This is a genomic window from Streptomyces sp. NPDC093065, from assembly GCF_044754585.1.
GTDB lineage: Bacteria > Actinomycetota > Actinomycetes > Streptomycetales > Streptomycetaceae > Streptomyces.
Window position 1 is genome coordinate 1 of the sequence record NZ_JBIVPJ010000047.1, and the last position, 14921, is coordinate 14921.

The window sequence follows — 14921 nt, forward strand, 5'->3', positions numbered from 1 at the left end:
CCGCTACGAGAAGACCGCCACCATCTATCTGGCCGGACTCCACATCGCGGGCATCTTCCTCTGGTCCGCCCGGTGATCCAAACGAAACTGCCTAGGGCCTCCCACCTCGCGGGCACCGGTGGGGTCCCCTCACCCGCGGAAGTGTGATCGCGCGAAGGTCCCGGTCGCGAAGGTGACGGCCTCTCCGGTGCGCACCAGTGGTCATGTCGCTCGCACAACTGCTTTGCCGGCGACGGAACATGGTCGAGACCTCTCTCACCGGCCGCTGGGCTGCCGCTTCACGGCCGAGGGCTCCACCGATGAAGTACGCAGGAGGGTACGGGTCCTCCGACCCTCGCCCCGCGCGTAGTGTCTGTGCCGATGCGGTTGGAGCCTACGACGGTGTCCGCCGTCCCAGGGCGCACTTGCTTGCCGTCCGGTACGGGTGGATTCGATGCGTACACCACGTCGCCGGCCGGGCACTGCGTCACAGATCCTTGGGGTATCCGGTCACAGTGTCCGAGCGGTCTCCAGGACCGGAGCGACCGTGACTGAGGATCAGGTGCCGTGCGGACACGGCGGAACCATGGAAGGTGCGGCTCAGTGTCGGACAACTCACAGCACAACCATCACGACCACAGCGGACACGGTCACGGAGGCGGCGACGACGGTCCGAGCTGGACCCGAGCGGCGAAGATGCTCCAGGACGCCTCACCGATCACCATTCCCGAGGGTGCATCGGCGATGACGATCCACGTCGAGTGGAAGCCCGGCGACCCCGGCACCCCGCCGCACCGCCACTCCGGCCCGGCGTTCGGCTATGTCATCAAGGGCGCCGTCCGCTTCGAGCTGGAGGGCGAACCCGAGCGCGTCGTCGAAGCCGGCGGTACCTTCTGGGAGCCGGGCGGCGACTCCATTCACTACCAGGACGGCAACGCCCTGGCCGACGAGCGGACCGAGTTCGTCGTGACCATGATGTGCGCCCCCGGCAAGCCCATGCTGGAGCTGGTCGACGAGGCGGAGCTGAAGGAGCGTGCCCACCTGCGCGCCCCGCGTCCGACCGGCTGACCGGCCCTGGCTTGCGCGGGGTTCCTACCCGTTGCCGCGCTGTCGGCGAACGACCACGGTAGTGCCTCCGCCGAAGGACACGGCGACGTCAGCTCCTGCGACGGTCCTGCCCGGGTTGAGGGCGCGCCGACCTCCGGTACGGCCGAGGCCAGGGCACCTCAGCTACGCGGGTCCTCGGCCGGCCCGAGCGGTCCGCCGGGCCGCCGTTCACCTGATCCGTCAACGCCCAGGCATGGAGACTCGATTGCAGGACGCGGCGCTGCGGTGGCTCGACACTCCCCGGTACTCCGCAGCGGACCTGAACCTCGAGTCGGGCTGGTCCTACACAGGGCCGGAGGGCACCGAACGCATCGACGACGGCTACCCGTTCCGCACCAGTGCCGTGGAGGGCCTGCCCCGGTACGTGTACGACAGCCTGGGGCGCCGGTGGGAGCCGTACAGCTGAACTCTCGGCGGCCAGTGGTGCTCAGCCCTTGAAGAAGGCCAGGATGTCAGGGTTGAGTTGATCCGCGTTGGTCGCCAGCATCCCGTGCGGGTACCCCTCGTACGAGCGCAGCGTGCCGTTCTTGAGGAGTTTCACCGACTTCGGTGCGGCGTCCCCGTAGGGAACGATCTGGTCGTCGGTTCCGTGCGCGACCAGAGTCGGAACCTCGATCTGCTTGAGATCTTCGGTGAAGTCCGTCTCGGAGAACGCCTTGATGCAGAGGTAGTGGGCGTTGGCCGCGCCCATCATTCCCTGCCGCCACCAGTTGTCGATCACGCCCTGGGACACCTTGGCGCCCGGCCGGTTGAAGCCGTAGAACGGTCCGGAGGCGAAGTCGGCGTAGAACTGGGCCCGGTTGGCTGCCAGCGTGGCGCGCAGTTCGTCGAAGACACTGAGCGGCAGGCCCTCGGGGTTGGCGTCCGTCTGCACCATGATCGGAGGCACGGCGCTGATGAGCGCAGCCTTCGCGACCCGGCCGGCCTTGGCGCGGGCGACGTAGCGGGCGACCTCGCCGCCCCCCGTGGAATGGCCGATGTGGATGGCGTTCCGCAGGTCGAGGGCGTCGGTGAGCGCTGCCACGTCGGCGGCGTAGGTGTCCATGTCGTGGCCGTCTGCCGTCTGGCTGGACCGTCCGTGCCCCCGGCGGTCGTGTGCGATCACGCGATATCCCTGCTGGGCGAAGTACAGCATCTGGTTGTCCCAGTCGTCGCCGCTCAGCGGCCAGCCGTGGTGGAAGACGATCGGCTGTCCGTCGCGCGGCCCCCAGTCCTTGTAGAAGATGGTCGTGCCGTCTTCGGTCGTCACCGTGCTCATCGTGGATCCGTCCCTGCGCACATCGAGGTCATGGGGCCACGGACGTCCCGGCGGCATGTGGACGGGCTCTCGGACTGCGGCTCGGGACCCGTAGCGGCCGACGGCCGCACCTGGTCGGACGTCGCACCAAGCACCACGGTACGCCGCACCAGGACACTCCGCACGCGCTCAGGGAGCAGGCGGACCGGCCCTGGTGTTGCACGGTCTCCGGGGCTCCCCTCGCGCCCGAGCCGCCTCGGCCCCGGCCGATCCGCCACCGATCACCGCGAACGCCCGGAATGCAGTCGGCGACGGCCGTGCGGGCAGTGCACGACTCCGCCCGGGTGAGCACGGCCGGCCACGTCATGCTTCAGGTCCGGTGCCGCTCTGCGATCTGTCGGTACTCGTCCTCCGTCGGCTTGGGGATCTGCGTGGCCGGGCCGTAGAAACCGCGGCTGAGGCGGGCCCGCAGCCTCCGCAGACTGCCCGCCGTCGCGCTCTCGCCCTCTCGTGCCGCTCCCGCGGTCAGCGGCCGGTACTGCTCGTGGGCGGTCAGGGCGTACAGGCGCGCTTGGCTGAGCGGCTCGTGCACCTCGACGTAGTCGCCGTGCTCGAGACGTTTGACCACGCCGGTCTCGCGGCCGTGCAGGACCGTGTCGCGGTCGCGGCGCTGCAGCCCCAGTGCCAACCGTTTGGTGACCACGAATGCCAACACCGGCATGACGAACAGGGAGATGCGCACCGTCCAGGTGACGGCGTTGACGGAGACGTGCAGGTGGGTGGCGATCAGGTCGTTGGACGCGCCGATCAGCGCCACCAGATAGACGCTGAGCCACGCCACGCCGAGAGCGGTCCGGACCGGGCGGTTGCGCGGGCGGTCCAGGAGGTGCTGGTCCCGGTCGTCGTCGGTCACCCATGCCTCCAGGAAGGGATAGCCGCCCATCGCGAGGAAGAGCAGCACGCCCACCAGCAGCGGAAGGAAGTTGTCCAGGGCCAGGGTGTGTCCCAGGAAGGAGATCTCCCAGCCGGGCATCACTCTCAGGAAGCCGTCGGCGACGCCCATGTACCAGTCGGGTTGCGAGCCTGCGGAGACCTGGTCGGGGCGGAAGGGGCCGTAGGCCCAGACGGGGTTGATCTGGGCGATGCCGGCGAGGAGGAAGATCACACCGCACACGAGGAGGGAGTAGGCCCCGGCCTTGACCGCGTACACCCGCAGCGGCATGCCCACGAGGTTGCCGTTCGTACGGCCCGGCCCGGCGTACTGCGTGTGCCGGTGACGCACGGCGAGAAGGAGATGCATGACGATCAGGGCCACCATCAGGCCGGGGATGATCAGGATGTGGATGGTGTTGAATCGGGCGATCAGGTCGTCGCCCGGGAACTCTCCGCCGAAGAGGAAGAACGACAGGTACGTGCCGACCACCGGGATCGAGAGGATCGTGCCGTTGACGATCTGGAGACCCGTCCCGGACAACAGGTCGTCGGGCAGGTCGTACCCCGTCAGGCCGCCGAACATGGCGATGACCAGCAGCAGGAACCCGAAGAGCCAGTTCAGTTCCCTGGGCTTGCGGAACGCTCCCGTGAAGAACACCCGCATCATGTGCACGAAGATCGAGGCCACTAGGAGCAGGGCAGCCCAATGGTGTGCCTGCCGCATGAGCAGCCCGCCGCGCACGTCGAAGGAGATGTGCAGGGTCGAGTCGAACGCCTCCGAGACCAGACGTCCCCGAAGCGGGGCGTAGCTGCCCTGGTACATCACCGGGTCGGACGACGGGTGGAAGAAGAAGCTGAGGAAGACGCCGGTGATCAGCAGGACGACGAAGCTGTAGAGCGCGATCTCCCCGAGCATGAAGGACCAGTGATCGGGAAAGACGAGCCGCCGTGCGGAGCGGGTGAGTCGCCGGTGCCCCAGGCGGCCGTCCATCCACTGCACGAACCTCTCGCCCGTGGACTCGTGCTCCCGCTCGGTCGACGGTCGGCTCTCGTTGTCCATCTCTTCCACCACTCGTCTCCGTTCGGCGCGAGGCGCGATGCTGACCCCGGGTGCTCGCTGCCCACGTCCGGACCGGGAAGCCGTCGACCGGGTGCGAGGCTGTGGCCTCGGCTGACCCCAGACAGTTTCAACCGGTGTGATCCACTACGAGAGCTTTGGCACGCCGCGTAAGCCGTTTCACCCACAGGAGAGGCGCATCGATGCGGGGGCCGGGCGGCGCTGTCGCCCGGCACTGGGGGGCTGAACACCGCACTCAGCTTCGTCTCGGTCGTGCGGACCACTGGGATCGACGACATGCCGCCGGTGACGCGGGCGGCACCGAACAGGTGGTCGACGCTTCCGCAGGGCCGCGCGTGGTGCGGTGCACCTCTCGGTGCGGAAGAATGGGCAAAGAGGTCCATGGCACCTGCGCCCGGGAAAGCCGCGCATCCCGGAGGTGGACGCTGGATTCCGGGGCGCCCATCCGCGAGATCCTGACCCCAAATAGCTACTGGTAGAGGCTGTGAAGCTTTCCATGGACGGTCAAGGGATAGATTATCGGGGCATATTCGACGCGTCGCCCAGCGCGATGTTGGTCCTCACCTCGGATCTGATCATTCTGGACGCGAATGCGTCGTATCAGACTCTGGTCGGCCGCGATCGCCGCCAACTGCAGGGCCGTTACATCTTCGACGCCTTCCCTCAGGACCGCGACGCCCTGGACGACCACCTGACAGCATCGGTTCGCCGAGTACTGGAGACCGGAAAGCAGGATGTCGAAGGACCGATCCGGTACGACGTGGAGGAACCGGACCGGCCGGGCGTCTTCACGGAACGCTGGTGGAGTCCGGTCAACGCCCCAGTCATGGACGCCGAGGGGAACATCGCGTTGGTCGTGCACCGCCTGGAGGAGATCACCGACCTCGTCCGAGCCAACCGTTCCGACTCCGGTCGGCGCCAGCAGATGGAGTTCGAACTCTATGCGCGGTCTCGCGAGCTCCAGGAGGTCAATGAACGACTCCGGCAGGCGAACGCCCATGAGCGGCGCGTCGCCCTCGCGCTGCAGGACGCCATGCTGCCCGCACCGCAGCGACTCGCCCACCACGAATCCGCGGTCCGCTACCGCCCGGCTCTCGACGCCTTGAACGTCTGCGGCGACTGGTACGAGGTCACCCAACTGTCGAGCGGAGACTATGCCGTCGCCGTCGGAGACGTCGTCGGGCACGGACTCGCGGCGGCAGGCGTCATGGGCCAACTGCGCAGCGCCTTGAGCGCCGCCACCCGCGTCGTGAAGGATCCGGCAACCGCACTCGACGGCCTCGACCTGTACGCGCGCTCCATCGACGGAGCACTGTCGACCACCACCGTCCAGACGTTCATCGACTGGAGAAGACGCCGTCTCAGCTACAGCAGTGCCGGCCATCCGCCTCCGGCCCTGGTCCGTCCTGGCGGCACCGTGCAGTTCCTGGACGGTGCGACGGACCCGCCGCTCGGAGCAAGCCTCGAACACATGCCGCGCCCGCAAGCCACGATCAGTTACGCCGCGGGTTCCGTTCTGGTCCTCTACACGGATGGACTGGTCGAGCGCCGAGGAGAGGACATCGACGTGGGCCTTCAGCGGCTCGCCTCGCTTCTCTCGGACCACCACACCGACGACCCCGACGAGCTGGCCTCGACACTCGCCAAGCTCAGCGACGGCACCGATGACACGGCAGTAGTGGTCGTCCGCCTGTGACGGCCGGCCCGTGTGCCGGGCGCGTTGGGCGAGGGCGGCGCACCCGGAGCGGGCGCGGTGGTCGCGCGGACGGACCGGGGCGCGGCCTCGTTCGGCCTGCTGATGGAACCGCCGCCGCTGGACAGCACCAGGACCTTGTTCGCCGGGTCGTCGCCGACAGCATCGTAGAAGAAGTCCGCGAACGTCTTCGACGCCTGCTCCACGTCCTCGCGCCACGGCATGTAGGACACGGTCACGGCTCGCCCGAACAGCGGGCGGGCCGGGTCGGGGCTTTCCAGAAACAGTACGTGCGCCCGGTGACCGTGGACGCGGCCCATCGCGTCCACCAGGGCGGCGCTCCCCAGGACAGCCGCTGCCGCGCCTGCGGTCTCCGATTCACTGAGCATGGTTCCTCCGGGGTGGTGCGGGGCCGCAGGGTGCACGACCGTGCGGAAGGGAAGACCGGATGGAAGGCACGAATGTGACAGCAAACCGGACGGTCATAACAGTGTGCTGTCATGTTGTGTACTGCCTTGAGCGGCCGTACCCCGGAGCTGACCGTCGCGCTTCGCCGATGCGTTCGTTCGGCGCACGACGAAGTCGGCCCCGGGTATCAATCGAACCGTGGTTGGCGCTGAGATCGATCATGGTGGCTACCGTCCGCCGGGTGCCGGTGGAAATTGCTGACAGATGAGCCGGCGGCGGCATACCGACGCTTCATGGAGGAGCGTCCCATGGTCGGTCATTGCGCACCTGGCGGCGCAGTTGGGGATCGAGGACGCGTCGGTGGTGAAGCGGTACACCGAGCGGGCGAAGACGGCGTACGAGCACGCTTGGGAGATCCGGGGGGCCTACGGTGCGGCAGGTCGCCGGAGTCCTCCGCGACACTGAGCGTGTCCGTCACCGTAGGTGGTGTGGAGCTGCCAGGGCACGAGGACGAAGGCACCGCCCCGGCCGGCGACGTTGCGCTAGTCGCCCGGCACACCGGTGCACCCGGGAACGGGTGCCCTGGGTCCGGCCGTCCTCGCGGCCGCCCCCCGCCCGCGAGAAGCCCGGCGCCCTGACCGGGGTGTTGTCCTCCAGCGGGTCGCGGACGGCCGGGTCGAGGCGTCTCGATGCCGGAACCGGCCGCCGGAGCCGACGTGGGCGCGCTGCTTTGCTCCGTGGCCGATCTTCACTCTGATGGCCAGTACCTGGTGCCGCAACTGTCACCTGAACGCAGTGTGGTCAGCAGTCTCTCCCTTCAGAGAAAGAATGGTCATGGAGCACATACGACGCGCCGCCTCACGGCGGGCACTTCCCCTGGCCGTCCTCCTTCCAGCCGCCGCGCTGATGGCCGCGGCACCTTCGTCGGCGTCGGGGAGCGGTGGCAGCGCCACGCCCTCCGGCGGCACGTCAGGGGGCGCGAAGCCGACGGTCGTGCTGGTGCACGGGTACTGGGCGGACGCCTCCGGCTGGGACCGGACCGTCGAGAGCCTGCAGGACCGGGGCTATCCCGTGGTGGCCACGGCGAACCCGCTGCGCAGCCTCTCCGGCGACGCCGACTACCTCGCTGCGCGGCTCAAGACGATCGAGGGCCCCATCGTCCTCGTCGGACACTCCTACGGCGGAGCCGTCATCACCAATGCGGCGGCCGGCAACCCGAACATCGAGTCCCTCGTCTACATCGCCGGGTTCGCGCCCGACAAGGGGGAGACCGCCTTCCAGCTCGCGACCAAGTTCCCGGGCAGCCAACTGTCGGACGACCCGGCCGCCCCGGTGCCGACCGCTCTGAACGCCGTACCGCTCGGCGGTGACGCCACGAACGTTGATCTGTACCTCAAGCCCGAGAAGTTCCGCAGCGTCTTCCTCAGCGACCGGGTCGACGCGAGCCGCGCCCGGGTGCTGGCCGCCACTCAGCGGGGCGCGACCGTCGCCTCCGGCAACGGGCCGACGAAGGGCGTCGCGTGGAAGGACATCCCGTCCTGGGCGCTTGTGCCGACCGACGACCGCACCATCGGCACGGACAACCTGCGCTTCATGGCAGAGCGGGCGGGCGCCACCACCGTCGAGGTCGACGCACCGCACGCCGTCATGGAGACCAACCCGGACGACGTGACCGACCTGATCCTGCAGGCCGCAGGCGATGCCCGGCCGAGCCTCGCCGAGACCGGCACCAGCGGCCGGAACGCGATCCTGGGCGGCGGCGCCGCGCTCGCCGTCGCGGCGGGCGCGACCATCGTGATCCGCGCCCGCCGCACCTGACCGGTGCGGGAGCCGCCGTGCGCGGGCTCCAGGTGTGTTGATCACGAGCGTTGCCGACGCCGGCGCGGCTCGATCATGGCGAAGACCTCCGGTGTGGTGAAGCCGTCTGGGACTGCACCGCACGGAGGTCTCCGTCTGCCACCGTAATGCCCGGCTGACCGTTCACGGCAGGGGGCTGCCGATGCTCTTCCTCCGCCGCCGGCCGCATCACCGACGACCTCGCGGTCTCGGTAGGCATGGGCGTCGGGCGTCCATCCCGCGCCTGACGGATCTGTCACACCGGCGCACGCTCACCGGTCACGTTGTACATGGACCCGCCCTTCGGTGATCCGCGCCGACACGCAACGGCGGGCCCGCCCCAGGAAGGGACCCACCATGTCGTACCCGTATCCGGAGCAGAAGTACTGGGGGGAGGACGGTGAGGCGAGCGCCGTCTTCCGACCGGCCACCACATCGCCGGACCTCGGCGAGAGCGGCAGCGGGAAGAACTCCACGCACTATCTGGCGACCACGGAGACCACGCGCGGCGAGTTCGGCCTGTACCGGGTGAAGATGGCACCCCGAGCGGGCGGGCCGAAGACGCACTTCCACAAGCGGATCTCGGAGTCCTTCTACATCCTGGACGGCACGGTGCGCGTCTTCGACGGCGTGCAATGGGTCGACGCCCGCGAGGGTGACTTCCTGCACGTGCCGCAGGGCGGTCTGCACGCCTTCCGCAACGACTCCGACGCCCCGGCGGACATGCTCCTGCTGTTCACCCCCGGGGCGCCCCGAGAGGAGTACTTCGAACAGGTGTCGCAGTTGGGACATGCCACGGAGGAGGAGCGCACCGCGTTCTTCGACAAGCACGACTCCTACTTCGTGGAGTAGGAGGCGCGAGAACGGTGATGGGCCGTGCGGCCGGCTTGATCTCCGGCGTACATACGTACCGGCCGGCTTCTGCACCTCCCTTGTCCAGGGACCTTCGGCCAACACCGGACGACAAGGCCGAGCGGACCGGCGGTGCCCCGCTGCTTCACCCGCTCCATCGGCACGGCGGTCGCAGCCACCCACATCCTGATGACGCACGTACATTCACGACAAGGATGGTTCACTGTCGCCGCATGACTTGAGCAGGCCGCGTCCTCCGCGGACGCCCGTGCGGTGCGGGTGGGATCGGCCTACCCATGTGGCTGTGCGTCGCGGGCCGGAGGAAACGCAGGTCCGGGGCTGCCGGGCCTCGGCGTAACCGTTTCGCAGGCGCCGCACGCCCCTGCGATCCCCGTCGGAGCTGCATGCCAGCCCCGGGCCGGCACCGAGTTCGTGCCCGTCAGGAGTGCGGGCAGGGTCAGTTGCCACCAGTCCGAGACACGAACGCCGAGTGCCCGAGGCCCGTCCAGTGCCTCGGTGAGCGTACAGAAGCCGAAAAACGCACGGACCAGGGTCGGGGCAGTGGCAGCGGGCCGGACGTGGGCGGCCAGCTGACCGCTGCTCCGAGCCTGGGCCAGCAGCCGTGTCACGGCCGTCGTCCAGAGTACGAAGGGGTCGGGAAGACGCGCGTTAATGGCGTCGCGCTCCGCCCAGAGACGGGCGCCCGCGCGCGTCAGGGCGTCTTCGGCAAGCGCCTGGGCGATCTTGTGACTCAATACGACGAGGCGCTCCAGTGGCGGCACGGTGCGGTCGGCGTAGCACGGGGCGAGGCCGGACCACGTGGCGAAGCCGTCTCGGACGACGGCGAGGGCGATGCCCTCTTTGTTGGTGTAGTGGAAGTAGATGGATCCGCTGGTTCGTCCGGACCGGGCGCTTATGTCATTGACGCTGGTTCCCGCGTATCCGTGCTCGGCGAAGAGGCAGGCGGCCGCCTCGAGGAGTGATCTGCGGGTTTCTCTGGCCCGTTCCTGCACAGTTCCGCACTTTCCGCTCGTCGTGAATGAACGACGGAAAATCTAGTGCGCCCGCGTACGCCTGGCGCCTCCGGCGTCAACTGTGCGCGGTTGTTGCATCTATTTTTCGAAGATGCACGCGTGCGGGTGATTCGTGACCCTACCGGGTGTCCTTCTTGGCCGCCCGCACCGCGCCGCCGTCACATCCCCACAGACAGGACCTCACCCCGCAGGTGTCGTCAAGTCATGTTACGCACACTTCTCATGACGGTCAGTCAGGCGCACTGAACCGCCTCACCACTCAGTAGCACATACACCATGAACGCTCGATGGGCGAGCACTCGAAGTGGTGATTGCACTACGTTTCGTGACGGAAATAACGTAGCCGTCGCAATGTTTTCCTTTTGCGGCTGATGCCCTGAATGCGAACCCTTCTGATCAACGGAACCGGAAGGGAACCGAGACGGCCCTGGCGGCACGTCACGCCGGCATCACCGCATTCGTGGTCCTGCAACGAGCAGACCCTCTAGGAGGCCACAGTGACGCCAATCCCACGCATCCTGTCGAACTGGTCACCCGAGGCCATCGTCTTCGACTGTGACGGAACCCTGATGGACACCGAGCGGCACTGGCAGGACGCCCGCACACGGGCATTCCGTGACTTCGGGCTGTCGGCTCCGCCTGGCTTCGCCGAGCGGGCCAAAGGAGTGCACTACCTCGACTGCGGCCGCCTGATGGCGCAGGAGACGAACAAGCCCGACCTGGCCTCCGACCTCTCCACATCCCTGCTCGCACACTTCATGTCGCTCGTCGCCGAGGATCCGCTGACCATGCCAGGCGCCTCCGAGTTCGTTCGGCTGTGCTGGCGCCGGCTTCCCCTGGCCGTCGCCAGCAACTGCCCGTTGGAGGTCGTGGACGAAAGCCTTCTTCGCGCCGGGCTGCGCCGGTACTTCCGCCACATCGTCGTGCCCACCGTGCAGCGAGACTTCAACGGACCGGAAGAGGCACCGGGCGACCGAACGGAGCAGGCAGTACGGCCGAAACCATGGCCCGATGTCTACAGCAGGGCCGCCCACCTGTGCGGGGTCGCGCCACGAGCCGCACTCGCAATCGAGGACTCCCTCACAGGAGTGGAGTCGGCGTCGCGCGCGGGCTTGCGGGTACTGGGCGTGGGCCCCCTGCCTGAAGGTGGCAGCGGGCAGGCCGACGCGTGGACCCCAGGGCTGGACTGCGAACAGATCATGTCGTGGGTGCAGGAGCAAGTGCCGGTTCTGACCACGGACAACGACGAGACCCGGAAGGACCACGGGCCCGGATAGGGTTCACGTCGCCCTCACCGTGCAGGCGGGCGAGGCCGACGTCGTCGATGACGCGGTCGACGTCGTCCGATCCGAGTTCCGGTACGGCAGACCGGAGGAGATCGCCGCAGGAGTCGTCTTCCTCGCCGGCCCGCAGGCTTCCTACGTCACCGGTGCCGTTCCGAGGATCGACGGCGGATACGGCGCATTGGCCGCCCGCGCACCGACAGCGGGCCGCCATGGATGCCGGGCACCCGGCTGCTGGCTTCGTTCGCCTGTAGCGGCAGCGCTTGTCCGTCGGTTCGGGTGTCATCTCGTGGCTCCGGCGACCGGGGATGTGCACGACGGTGGTTCTGGCTCGGGTTCTGTGGAGCAGTGACGCTGTGTGCTGTCGAAACCCTACTCACCCCACGGGGTTTCGGGTGACCTCCCAACGCTCACCTGGATCGCCACCTGCAACGGCCCGACCTCGCCGACGACCAGCGGACAACCATGGGTGCCCTGGCACACACCGACTCCGTCCCGCGCCGCGACCGCGCCGGCCATTTCCTCCCAGGAGGGCGGCCTGTGGCGGCAGTGGCTCCAGGACGCGCCCCACATGCATGGCGACGACGGCATCTCAACCTACCTGGGCGGCATTCGCCTCGCCTGCGCCGTCATCGGCGAATGCGCCGACGCCTGACCCTCATCGGTCCTGTTCGACTCCAAGACTCTGGCTCGTCGTCCTTGACGCGGCGGCCTTCCGTCACGCCATCGGCATGGCCTTCGACCGCACCTGAACTCCAGGGCAGAGTGAGTCCGGCGGTGACCGCGTCGAGGTCGCGGTCGATGCCGGCGGCGTCAGAGCGAGGGTGTGGAGGGTGAGGGCAGGGACCAGCTTTCCTGCACACGGCCCATTGTCGGACGCGACTTCGCGCTCGGCTTGAAGGTGCGCGGATGTCACTCAGGGGGCCGCGTCGCAGAATCTGAGGCAGAACCGCTTGAAGTGAGCAGAGCCAGTGAGCGGGCGTGCGGTGCCGCAACCTGCGCTGGACCTGTCCGCAGGTTGCCGAGGAGCGTCGGGGGTACTGGCCGTGATCAGCAGGAAGCGGTGTCAGTGGCGCAGTCCGTACGGCAGGGAGGGGGCCGTCGTGGCGATCTCGATGAGCCGGTTGTACTTGGCGACGCGTTCGCCGCGGGCCGGGGCGCCGGATTTGATCTGCCCGCAGGCCGCACCCACGGCGAGGTCGGCGATGAACGCGTCCTCGGTCTCGCCGGAGCGGTGGGAGATCATTTGCGCGTAGCCGGCGTCGCGGCTGACCCGGATGGCTTCCAGGGTCTCGGTGACGGTGCCGATTTGGTTGACCTTGATGAGGGATGCGTTGGCGATCTTCCTTTCGACGGCTTCGGCGATGATCGACGGGTTGGTGACGAAATTGTCGTCGCCGACGAGCTGGACGCGGTGGCCCAGGCGTTCGGTCAGACGGGTCCAGCCGTCCCAGTCGTCCTCGCCGAGGCCGTCCTCGATCGACCAGACGGGGAAGCGGTCGATCATCTCCTCGTAGCGGTCGATGAGCTGATCGCTGGTCAGGACGTCTCCCGCGACGCGATAGCGGCCGTCCGACGCGTCGCGGAACTCGCTGGCGGCCGGATCCAGGGCAATGGCGACGCCGTCCCGTCCCGGCGTGTATCCGGCGTTCGAGATCGCCTCGACGAGCAGGATGAGTACGTCCTCGGGACGCGCGAGGTCCGGAGCGAAGCCACCCTCGTCGCCCAGGCCGGTCGGGTGCCCCTCCTCGGCGAGGCGGGCTTTGAGCCTGGCATACACCTCGGCGCCCGCCCGAACGGCCTCGGGCAGGCTGGGAGCACCGAGGGGGGCGAGCATGAACTCCTGGAAATCGAGTGCGTTGGCGGCATGTGCGCCGCCGTTGACGACGTTGAAGTGCGGGACCGGCAGCAGCGGAGCGACCCCGGCGATCTCGGCGAGGTACTGCCACGGCTCCTGACCGGCCGAGGCGGCCTGGGCGCGGGCGGCGGCGAGCGAGACGCCGACGAGGGCATTCGCTCCCAGGCGGGACTTGGTGGCTGTGCCGTCCAGCCGAATCAGTTCGGCGTCCACCTCGGCGAAAGTCGCGTAGGAGCGGCCGGTCAGCGCGTCGGCGATCTCGCCGTTGACATGGGCGACCGCCCTGGTGACGCCCTGGCCGCCGAAGCGGTCGGGGTCGGCGTCGCGCAGTTCGACGGCCTCCCGGGTGCCGGTGGAGGCTCCGGAGGGCACTCCGGCGCGTACGCGCAGTCCGTCGGCGGTCTCCAGGGTGACGGCGAGGGTGGGGCGTGCGCGGGAGTCGAGGATCTCGACGGCGTGCAGGCGGGAGATACGCAGCATGGTCGGTGCGTCCTTTCGGTGCCGGCGGTGGTGTCAGTGGTGTCCTTCGGCCGCGACTGCCCGTGCGGCGGCGCGTGCCCGGTCGGGGGCGAGGTACCTGCCGCCGGAGGGGGCCGGTCGCAGGTCGGGGGTGATGGTGTGGACGAGGGGTTCGGCCGGGGGGATGTTCAGGTCGTGGATGCCGGGTTCGTCGAGGTGGCCGAGCAGGGCGACGAGGGCGCGCAGGGAGTTGCCGTGCGCGGCGACCAGCACGGTGGCGCCGTGCGTGAGGGCGGGTGCCAGGAGGTCGCTCCAGTACGGAAGGACGCGAGCGATCACGTCGGCGAACGTCTCCACCGCCGGCACGCCCTCGCCGGGCAGGGAGGCGTAGCGGGGGTTCGCGCGCAGAAGGGCCAGCCGGTCCTCGGGCAGCGGCGGCGGGCTGGCGTGCAGGGATCGGCGCCACTGTTCGTACAGCTCCGGGCCGGCCTCGATCCGCGTGCGGCGCTTGCTCCGGCCGGTGAGCGCCCCGTACTGGCGTTCGTTGAGTCGCCAGGTGCGCTGCACCGGAATCCAGCAGCGCCCCAGGTGGTCGAGCGCGATGTCGGCGGTGTGGATGGACCGGCGCAGGACGGAGGTGTGGACGAGGTCGGGCAGCAGTCCTGCCCGGGCGATCAGCCGGGCCGCGTCCGTCGCCTGTTCTTCGCCGTCGGGTGTCAGCGCATAGTCGGCCCAGCCGCCGAAGACTCCGGCGGCGTTGGCTTCGCTCTGCCCGTGCCGCAGCAGGATCAGCGTGCCGCCTCTCGTCGGCGTCATTCCTGACCGGTCTCGGTGGCGCGGGTGCGGGACGCCTCGATCTCCGCGTACGCCGCGTCCCGGCCCTCCCAGTGGGAGCCTTCGACGCTCTTGCCGGGTTCGAGGTCCTTGTACACCTCGAAGAAGTGGGTGATCTCCAGCCGGTCGAACTCGGAGATGTCGGCGATGTCATGGGCGCCCCTGTAGCGGGGATCGTGGGCCGGCACGCAGAGGATCTTCTCGTCGGGGCCGTGCTCGTCCCTAATGCAGAACAGGGTCTGTCAAACGAGCGGTGTAACCAGGGTGGTTGGGGTTACTGGCGGGCCGCCGTCAGGCGGCCGTCGAAGGCGATGTCGAAGGCGTTCAGTG

At 68.8% G+C, this 14921-nt stretch carries 13 protein-coding genes and 2 pseudogenes; 9 read left to right on the forward strand and 6 right to left on the reverse strand.

What is annotated here, in order from left to right; genetic code table 11:
• The first annotated feature begins 582 nt into the window (after nucleotides 1-582).
• On the forward strand, nucleotides 583-1047 hold the full coding sequence (locus ACIQFU_RS38050) for a cupin domain-containing protein (protein WP_402557918.1): 465 nt from the start codon (nucleotides 583-585) through the stop codon (nucleotides 1045-1047).
• 232 nt (nucleotides 1048-1279) lie between these two features.
• On the forward strand, nucleotides 1280-1492 hold the full coding sequence (locus ACIQFU_RS38055; protein WP_402557920.1) for a hypothetical protein: 213 nt from the start codon (nucleotides 1280-1282) through the stop codon (nucleotides 1490-1492).
• A gap of 21 nt (nucleotides 1493-1513) precedes the next feature.
• Here the strand turns inward: ACIQFU_RS38055 and ACIQFU_RS38060 are convergent, their stop codons facing one another.
• Complete coding sequence (locus tag ACIQFU_RS38060; RefSeq protein WP_402557922.1) at nucleotides 1514-2344, reverse strand: alpha/beta fold hydrolase; 831 nt, start codon at nucleotides 2342-2344, stop codon at nucleotides 1514-1516.
• Nucleotides 2345-2693: 349 nt separating this feature from the next.
• Complete coding sequence (locus ACIQFU_RS38065) at nucleotides 2694-4316, reverse strand: cytochrome bc complex cytochrome b subunit (RefSeq protein ID WP_402557934.1); 1623 nt, start codon at nucleotides 4314-4316, stop codon at nucleotides 2694-2696.
• Between the two features lie 514 nt (nucleotides 4317-4830).
• Between ACIQFU_RS38065 and ACIQFU_RS38070 the strand changes: the two genes are divergently transcribed.
• From ACIQFU_RS38070 to ACIQFU_RS38085, 4 genes and pseudogenes are all read left to right on the forward strand, one after another.
• Nucleotides 4831-6030 carry a PP2C family protein-serine/threonine phosphatase gene (locus tag ACIQFU_RS38070; RefSeq protein WP_402557936.1) on the forward strand — a complete coding sequence of 400 codons (1200 nt, stop codon included), beginning with the start codon at nucleotides 4831-4833 and terminating at the stop codon, nucleotides 6028-6030.
• Nucleotides 6031-6735: 705 nt separating this feature from the next.
• Nucleotides 6736-6864: pseudogene (locus tag ACIQFU_RS38075) on the forward strand (DUF4158 domain-containing protein); the annotation flags it as partial.
• A 405-nt stretch (nucleotides 6865-7269) separates the two neighbouring features.
• The gene (locus tag ACIQFU_RS38080; RefSeq protein ID WP_402557923.1) at nucleotides 7270-8253 is read left to right on the forward strand and encodes an alpha/beta fold hydrolase; all 984 of its coding nucleotides are present in this window, start codon (nucleotides 7270-7272) and stop codon (nucleotides 8251-8253) included.
• Between the two features lie 375 nt (nucleotides 8254-8628).
• Nucleotides 8629-9123: a cupin domain-containing protein gene (locus ACIQFU_RS38085; RefSeq protein ID WP_402557925.1), complete on the forward strand. Its 495-nt coding sequence runs from the start codon at nucleotides 8629-8631 to the stop codon at nucleotides 9121-9123.
• Between the two features lie 290 nt (nucleotides 9124-9413).
• Here ACIQFU_RS38085 and ACIQFU_RS38090 read toward each other — a convergent pair whose 3' ends face one another.
• Nucleotides 9414-10136, reverse strand: coding sequence for a ScbR family autoregulator-binding transcription factor (locus ACIQFU_RS38090; protein WP_402557926.1), 723 nt, complete (start codon nucleotides 10134-10136; stop codon nucleotides 9414-9416).
• Between the two features lie 518 nt (nucleotides 10137-10654).
• Between ACIQFU_RS38090 and ACIQFU_RS38095 the strand changes: the two genes are divergently transcribed.
• The 3 genes from ACIQFU_RS38095 to ACIQFU_RS38105 all read left to right on the forward strand — a co-directional run bounded on the left by ACIQFU_RS38095 (nucleotide 10655) and on the right by ACIQFU_RS38105 (nucleotide 12277).
• Nucleotides 10655-11434 (forward strand): HAD family hydrolase, encoded by a 780-nt coding sequence (locus ACIQFU_RS38095; RefSeq protein WP_402557928.1) that lies wholly within the window; start codon nucleotides 10655-10657, stop codon nucleotides 11432-11434.
• A gap of 19 nt (nucleotides 11435-11453) precedes the next feature.
• Nucleotides 11454-11792 carry an SDR family oxidoreductase gene (locus ACIQFU_RS38100; RefSeq protein WP_402557929.1) on the forward strand — a complete coding sequence of 113 codons (339 nt, stop codon included), beginning with the start codon at nucleotides 11454-11456 and terminating at the stop codon, nucleotides 11790-11792.
• A gap of 113 nt (nucleotides 11793-11905) precedes the next feature.
• Nucleotides 11906-12277, forward strand: coding sequence for a hypothetical protein (locus ACIQFU_RS38105; RefSeq protein ID WP_402557930.1), 372 nt, complete (start codon nucleotides 11906-11908; stop codon nucleotides 12275-12277).
• Between the two features lie 229 nt (nucleotides 12278-12506).
• Here the strand turns inward: ACIQFU_RS38105 and eno are convergent, their stop codons facing one another.
• The 3 genes and pseudogenes from eno to ACIQFU_RS38120 form a co-directional block, all read right to left on the reverse strand.
• The gene (gene eno / locus ACIQFU_RS38110) at nucleotides 12507-13778 is read right to left on the reverse strand and encodes a phosphopyruvate hydratase (protein ID WP_402557932.1); all 1272 of its coding nucleotides are present in this window, start codon (nucleotides 13776-13778) and stop codon (nucleotides 12507-12509) included.
• Between the two features lie 33 nt (nucleotides 13779-13811).
• Nucleotides 13812-14573 carry a 2,3-diphosphoglycerate-dependent phosphoglycerate mutase gene (locus tag ACIQFU_RS38115; RefSeq protein WP_402557933.1) on the reverse strand — a complete coding sequence of 254 codons (762 nt, stop codon included), beginning with the start codon at nucleotides 14571-14573 and terminating at the stop codon, nucleotides 13812-13814.
• A pseudogene (locus ACIQFU_RS38120) lies at nucleotides 14570-14827 on the reverse strand (inorganic diphosphatase); the annotation flags it as partial. The pseudogene ACIQFU_RS38120 and the gene ACIQFU_RS38115, both read right to left, overlap by 4 nt.
• Nucleotides 14828-14921 lie beyond the last annotated feature (94 nt).

Excerpts from the sequence above, each read along its gene's own strand:
- eno (WP_402557932.1), bottom strand. The coding sequence starts at position 13,778 with ATGCTGCGTATCTCCCGCCTGCACGCCGTCGAGATCCTCGACTCCCGC.
- ACIQFU_RS38115 (WP_402557933.1), bottom strand. The coding sequence starts at position 14,573 with ATGACGCCGACGAGAGGCGGCACGCTGATCCTGCTGCGGCACGGGCAG.
- ACIQFU_RS38065 (WP_402557934.1), bottom strand. The coding sequence starts at position 4,316 with ATGGACAACGAGAGCCGACCGTCGACCGAGCGGGAGCACGAGTCCACG.
- ACIQFU_RS38070 (WP_402557936.1), top strand. The coding sequence starts at position 4,831 with ATGGACGGTCAAGGGATAGATTATCGGGGCATATTCGACGCGTCGCCC.
- ACIQFU_RS38060 (WP_402557922.1), bottom strand. The coding sequence starts at position 2,344 with ATGAGCACGGTGACGACCGAAGACGGCACGACCATCTTCTACAAGGAC.
- ACIQFU_RS38085 (WP_402557925.1), top strand. The coding sequence starts at position 8,629 with ATGTCGTACCCGTATCCGGAGCAGAAGTACTGGGGGGAGGACGGTGAG.
- ACIQFU_RS38055 (WP_402557920.1), top strand. The coding sequence starts at position 1,280 with ATGGAGACTCGATTGCAGGACGCGGCGCTGCGGTGGCTCGACACTCCC.
- ACIQFU_RS38105 (WP_402557930.1), top strand. The coding sequence starts at position 11,906 with ATGGGTGCCCTGGCACACACCGACTCCGTCCCGCGCCGCGACCGCGCC.
- ACIQFU_RS38080 (WP_402557923.1), top strand. The coding sequence starts at position 7,270 with ATGGAGCACATACGACGCGCCGCCTCACGGCGGGCACTTCCCCTGGCC.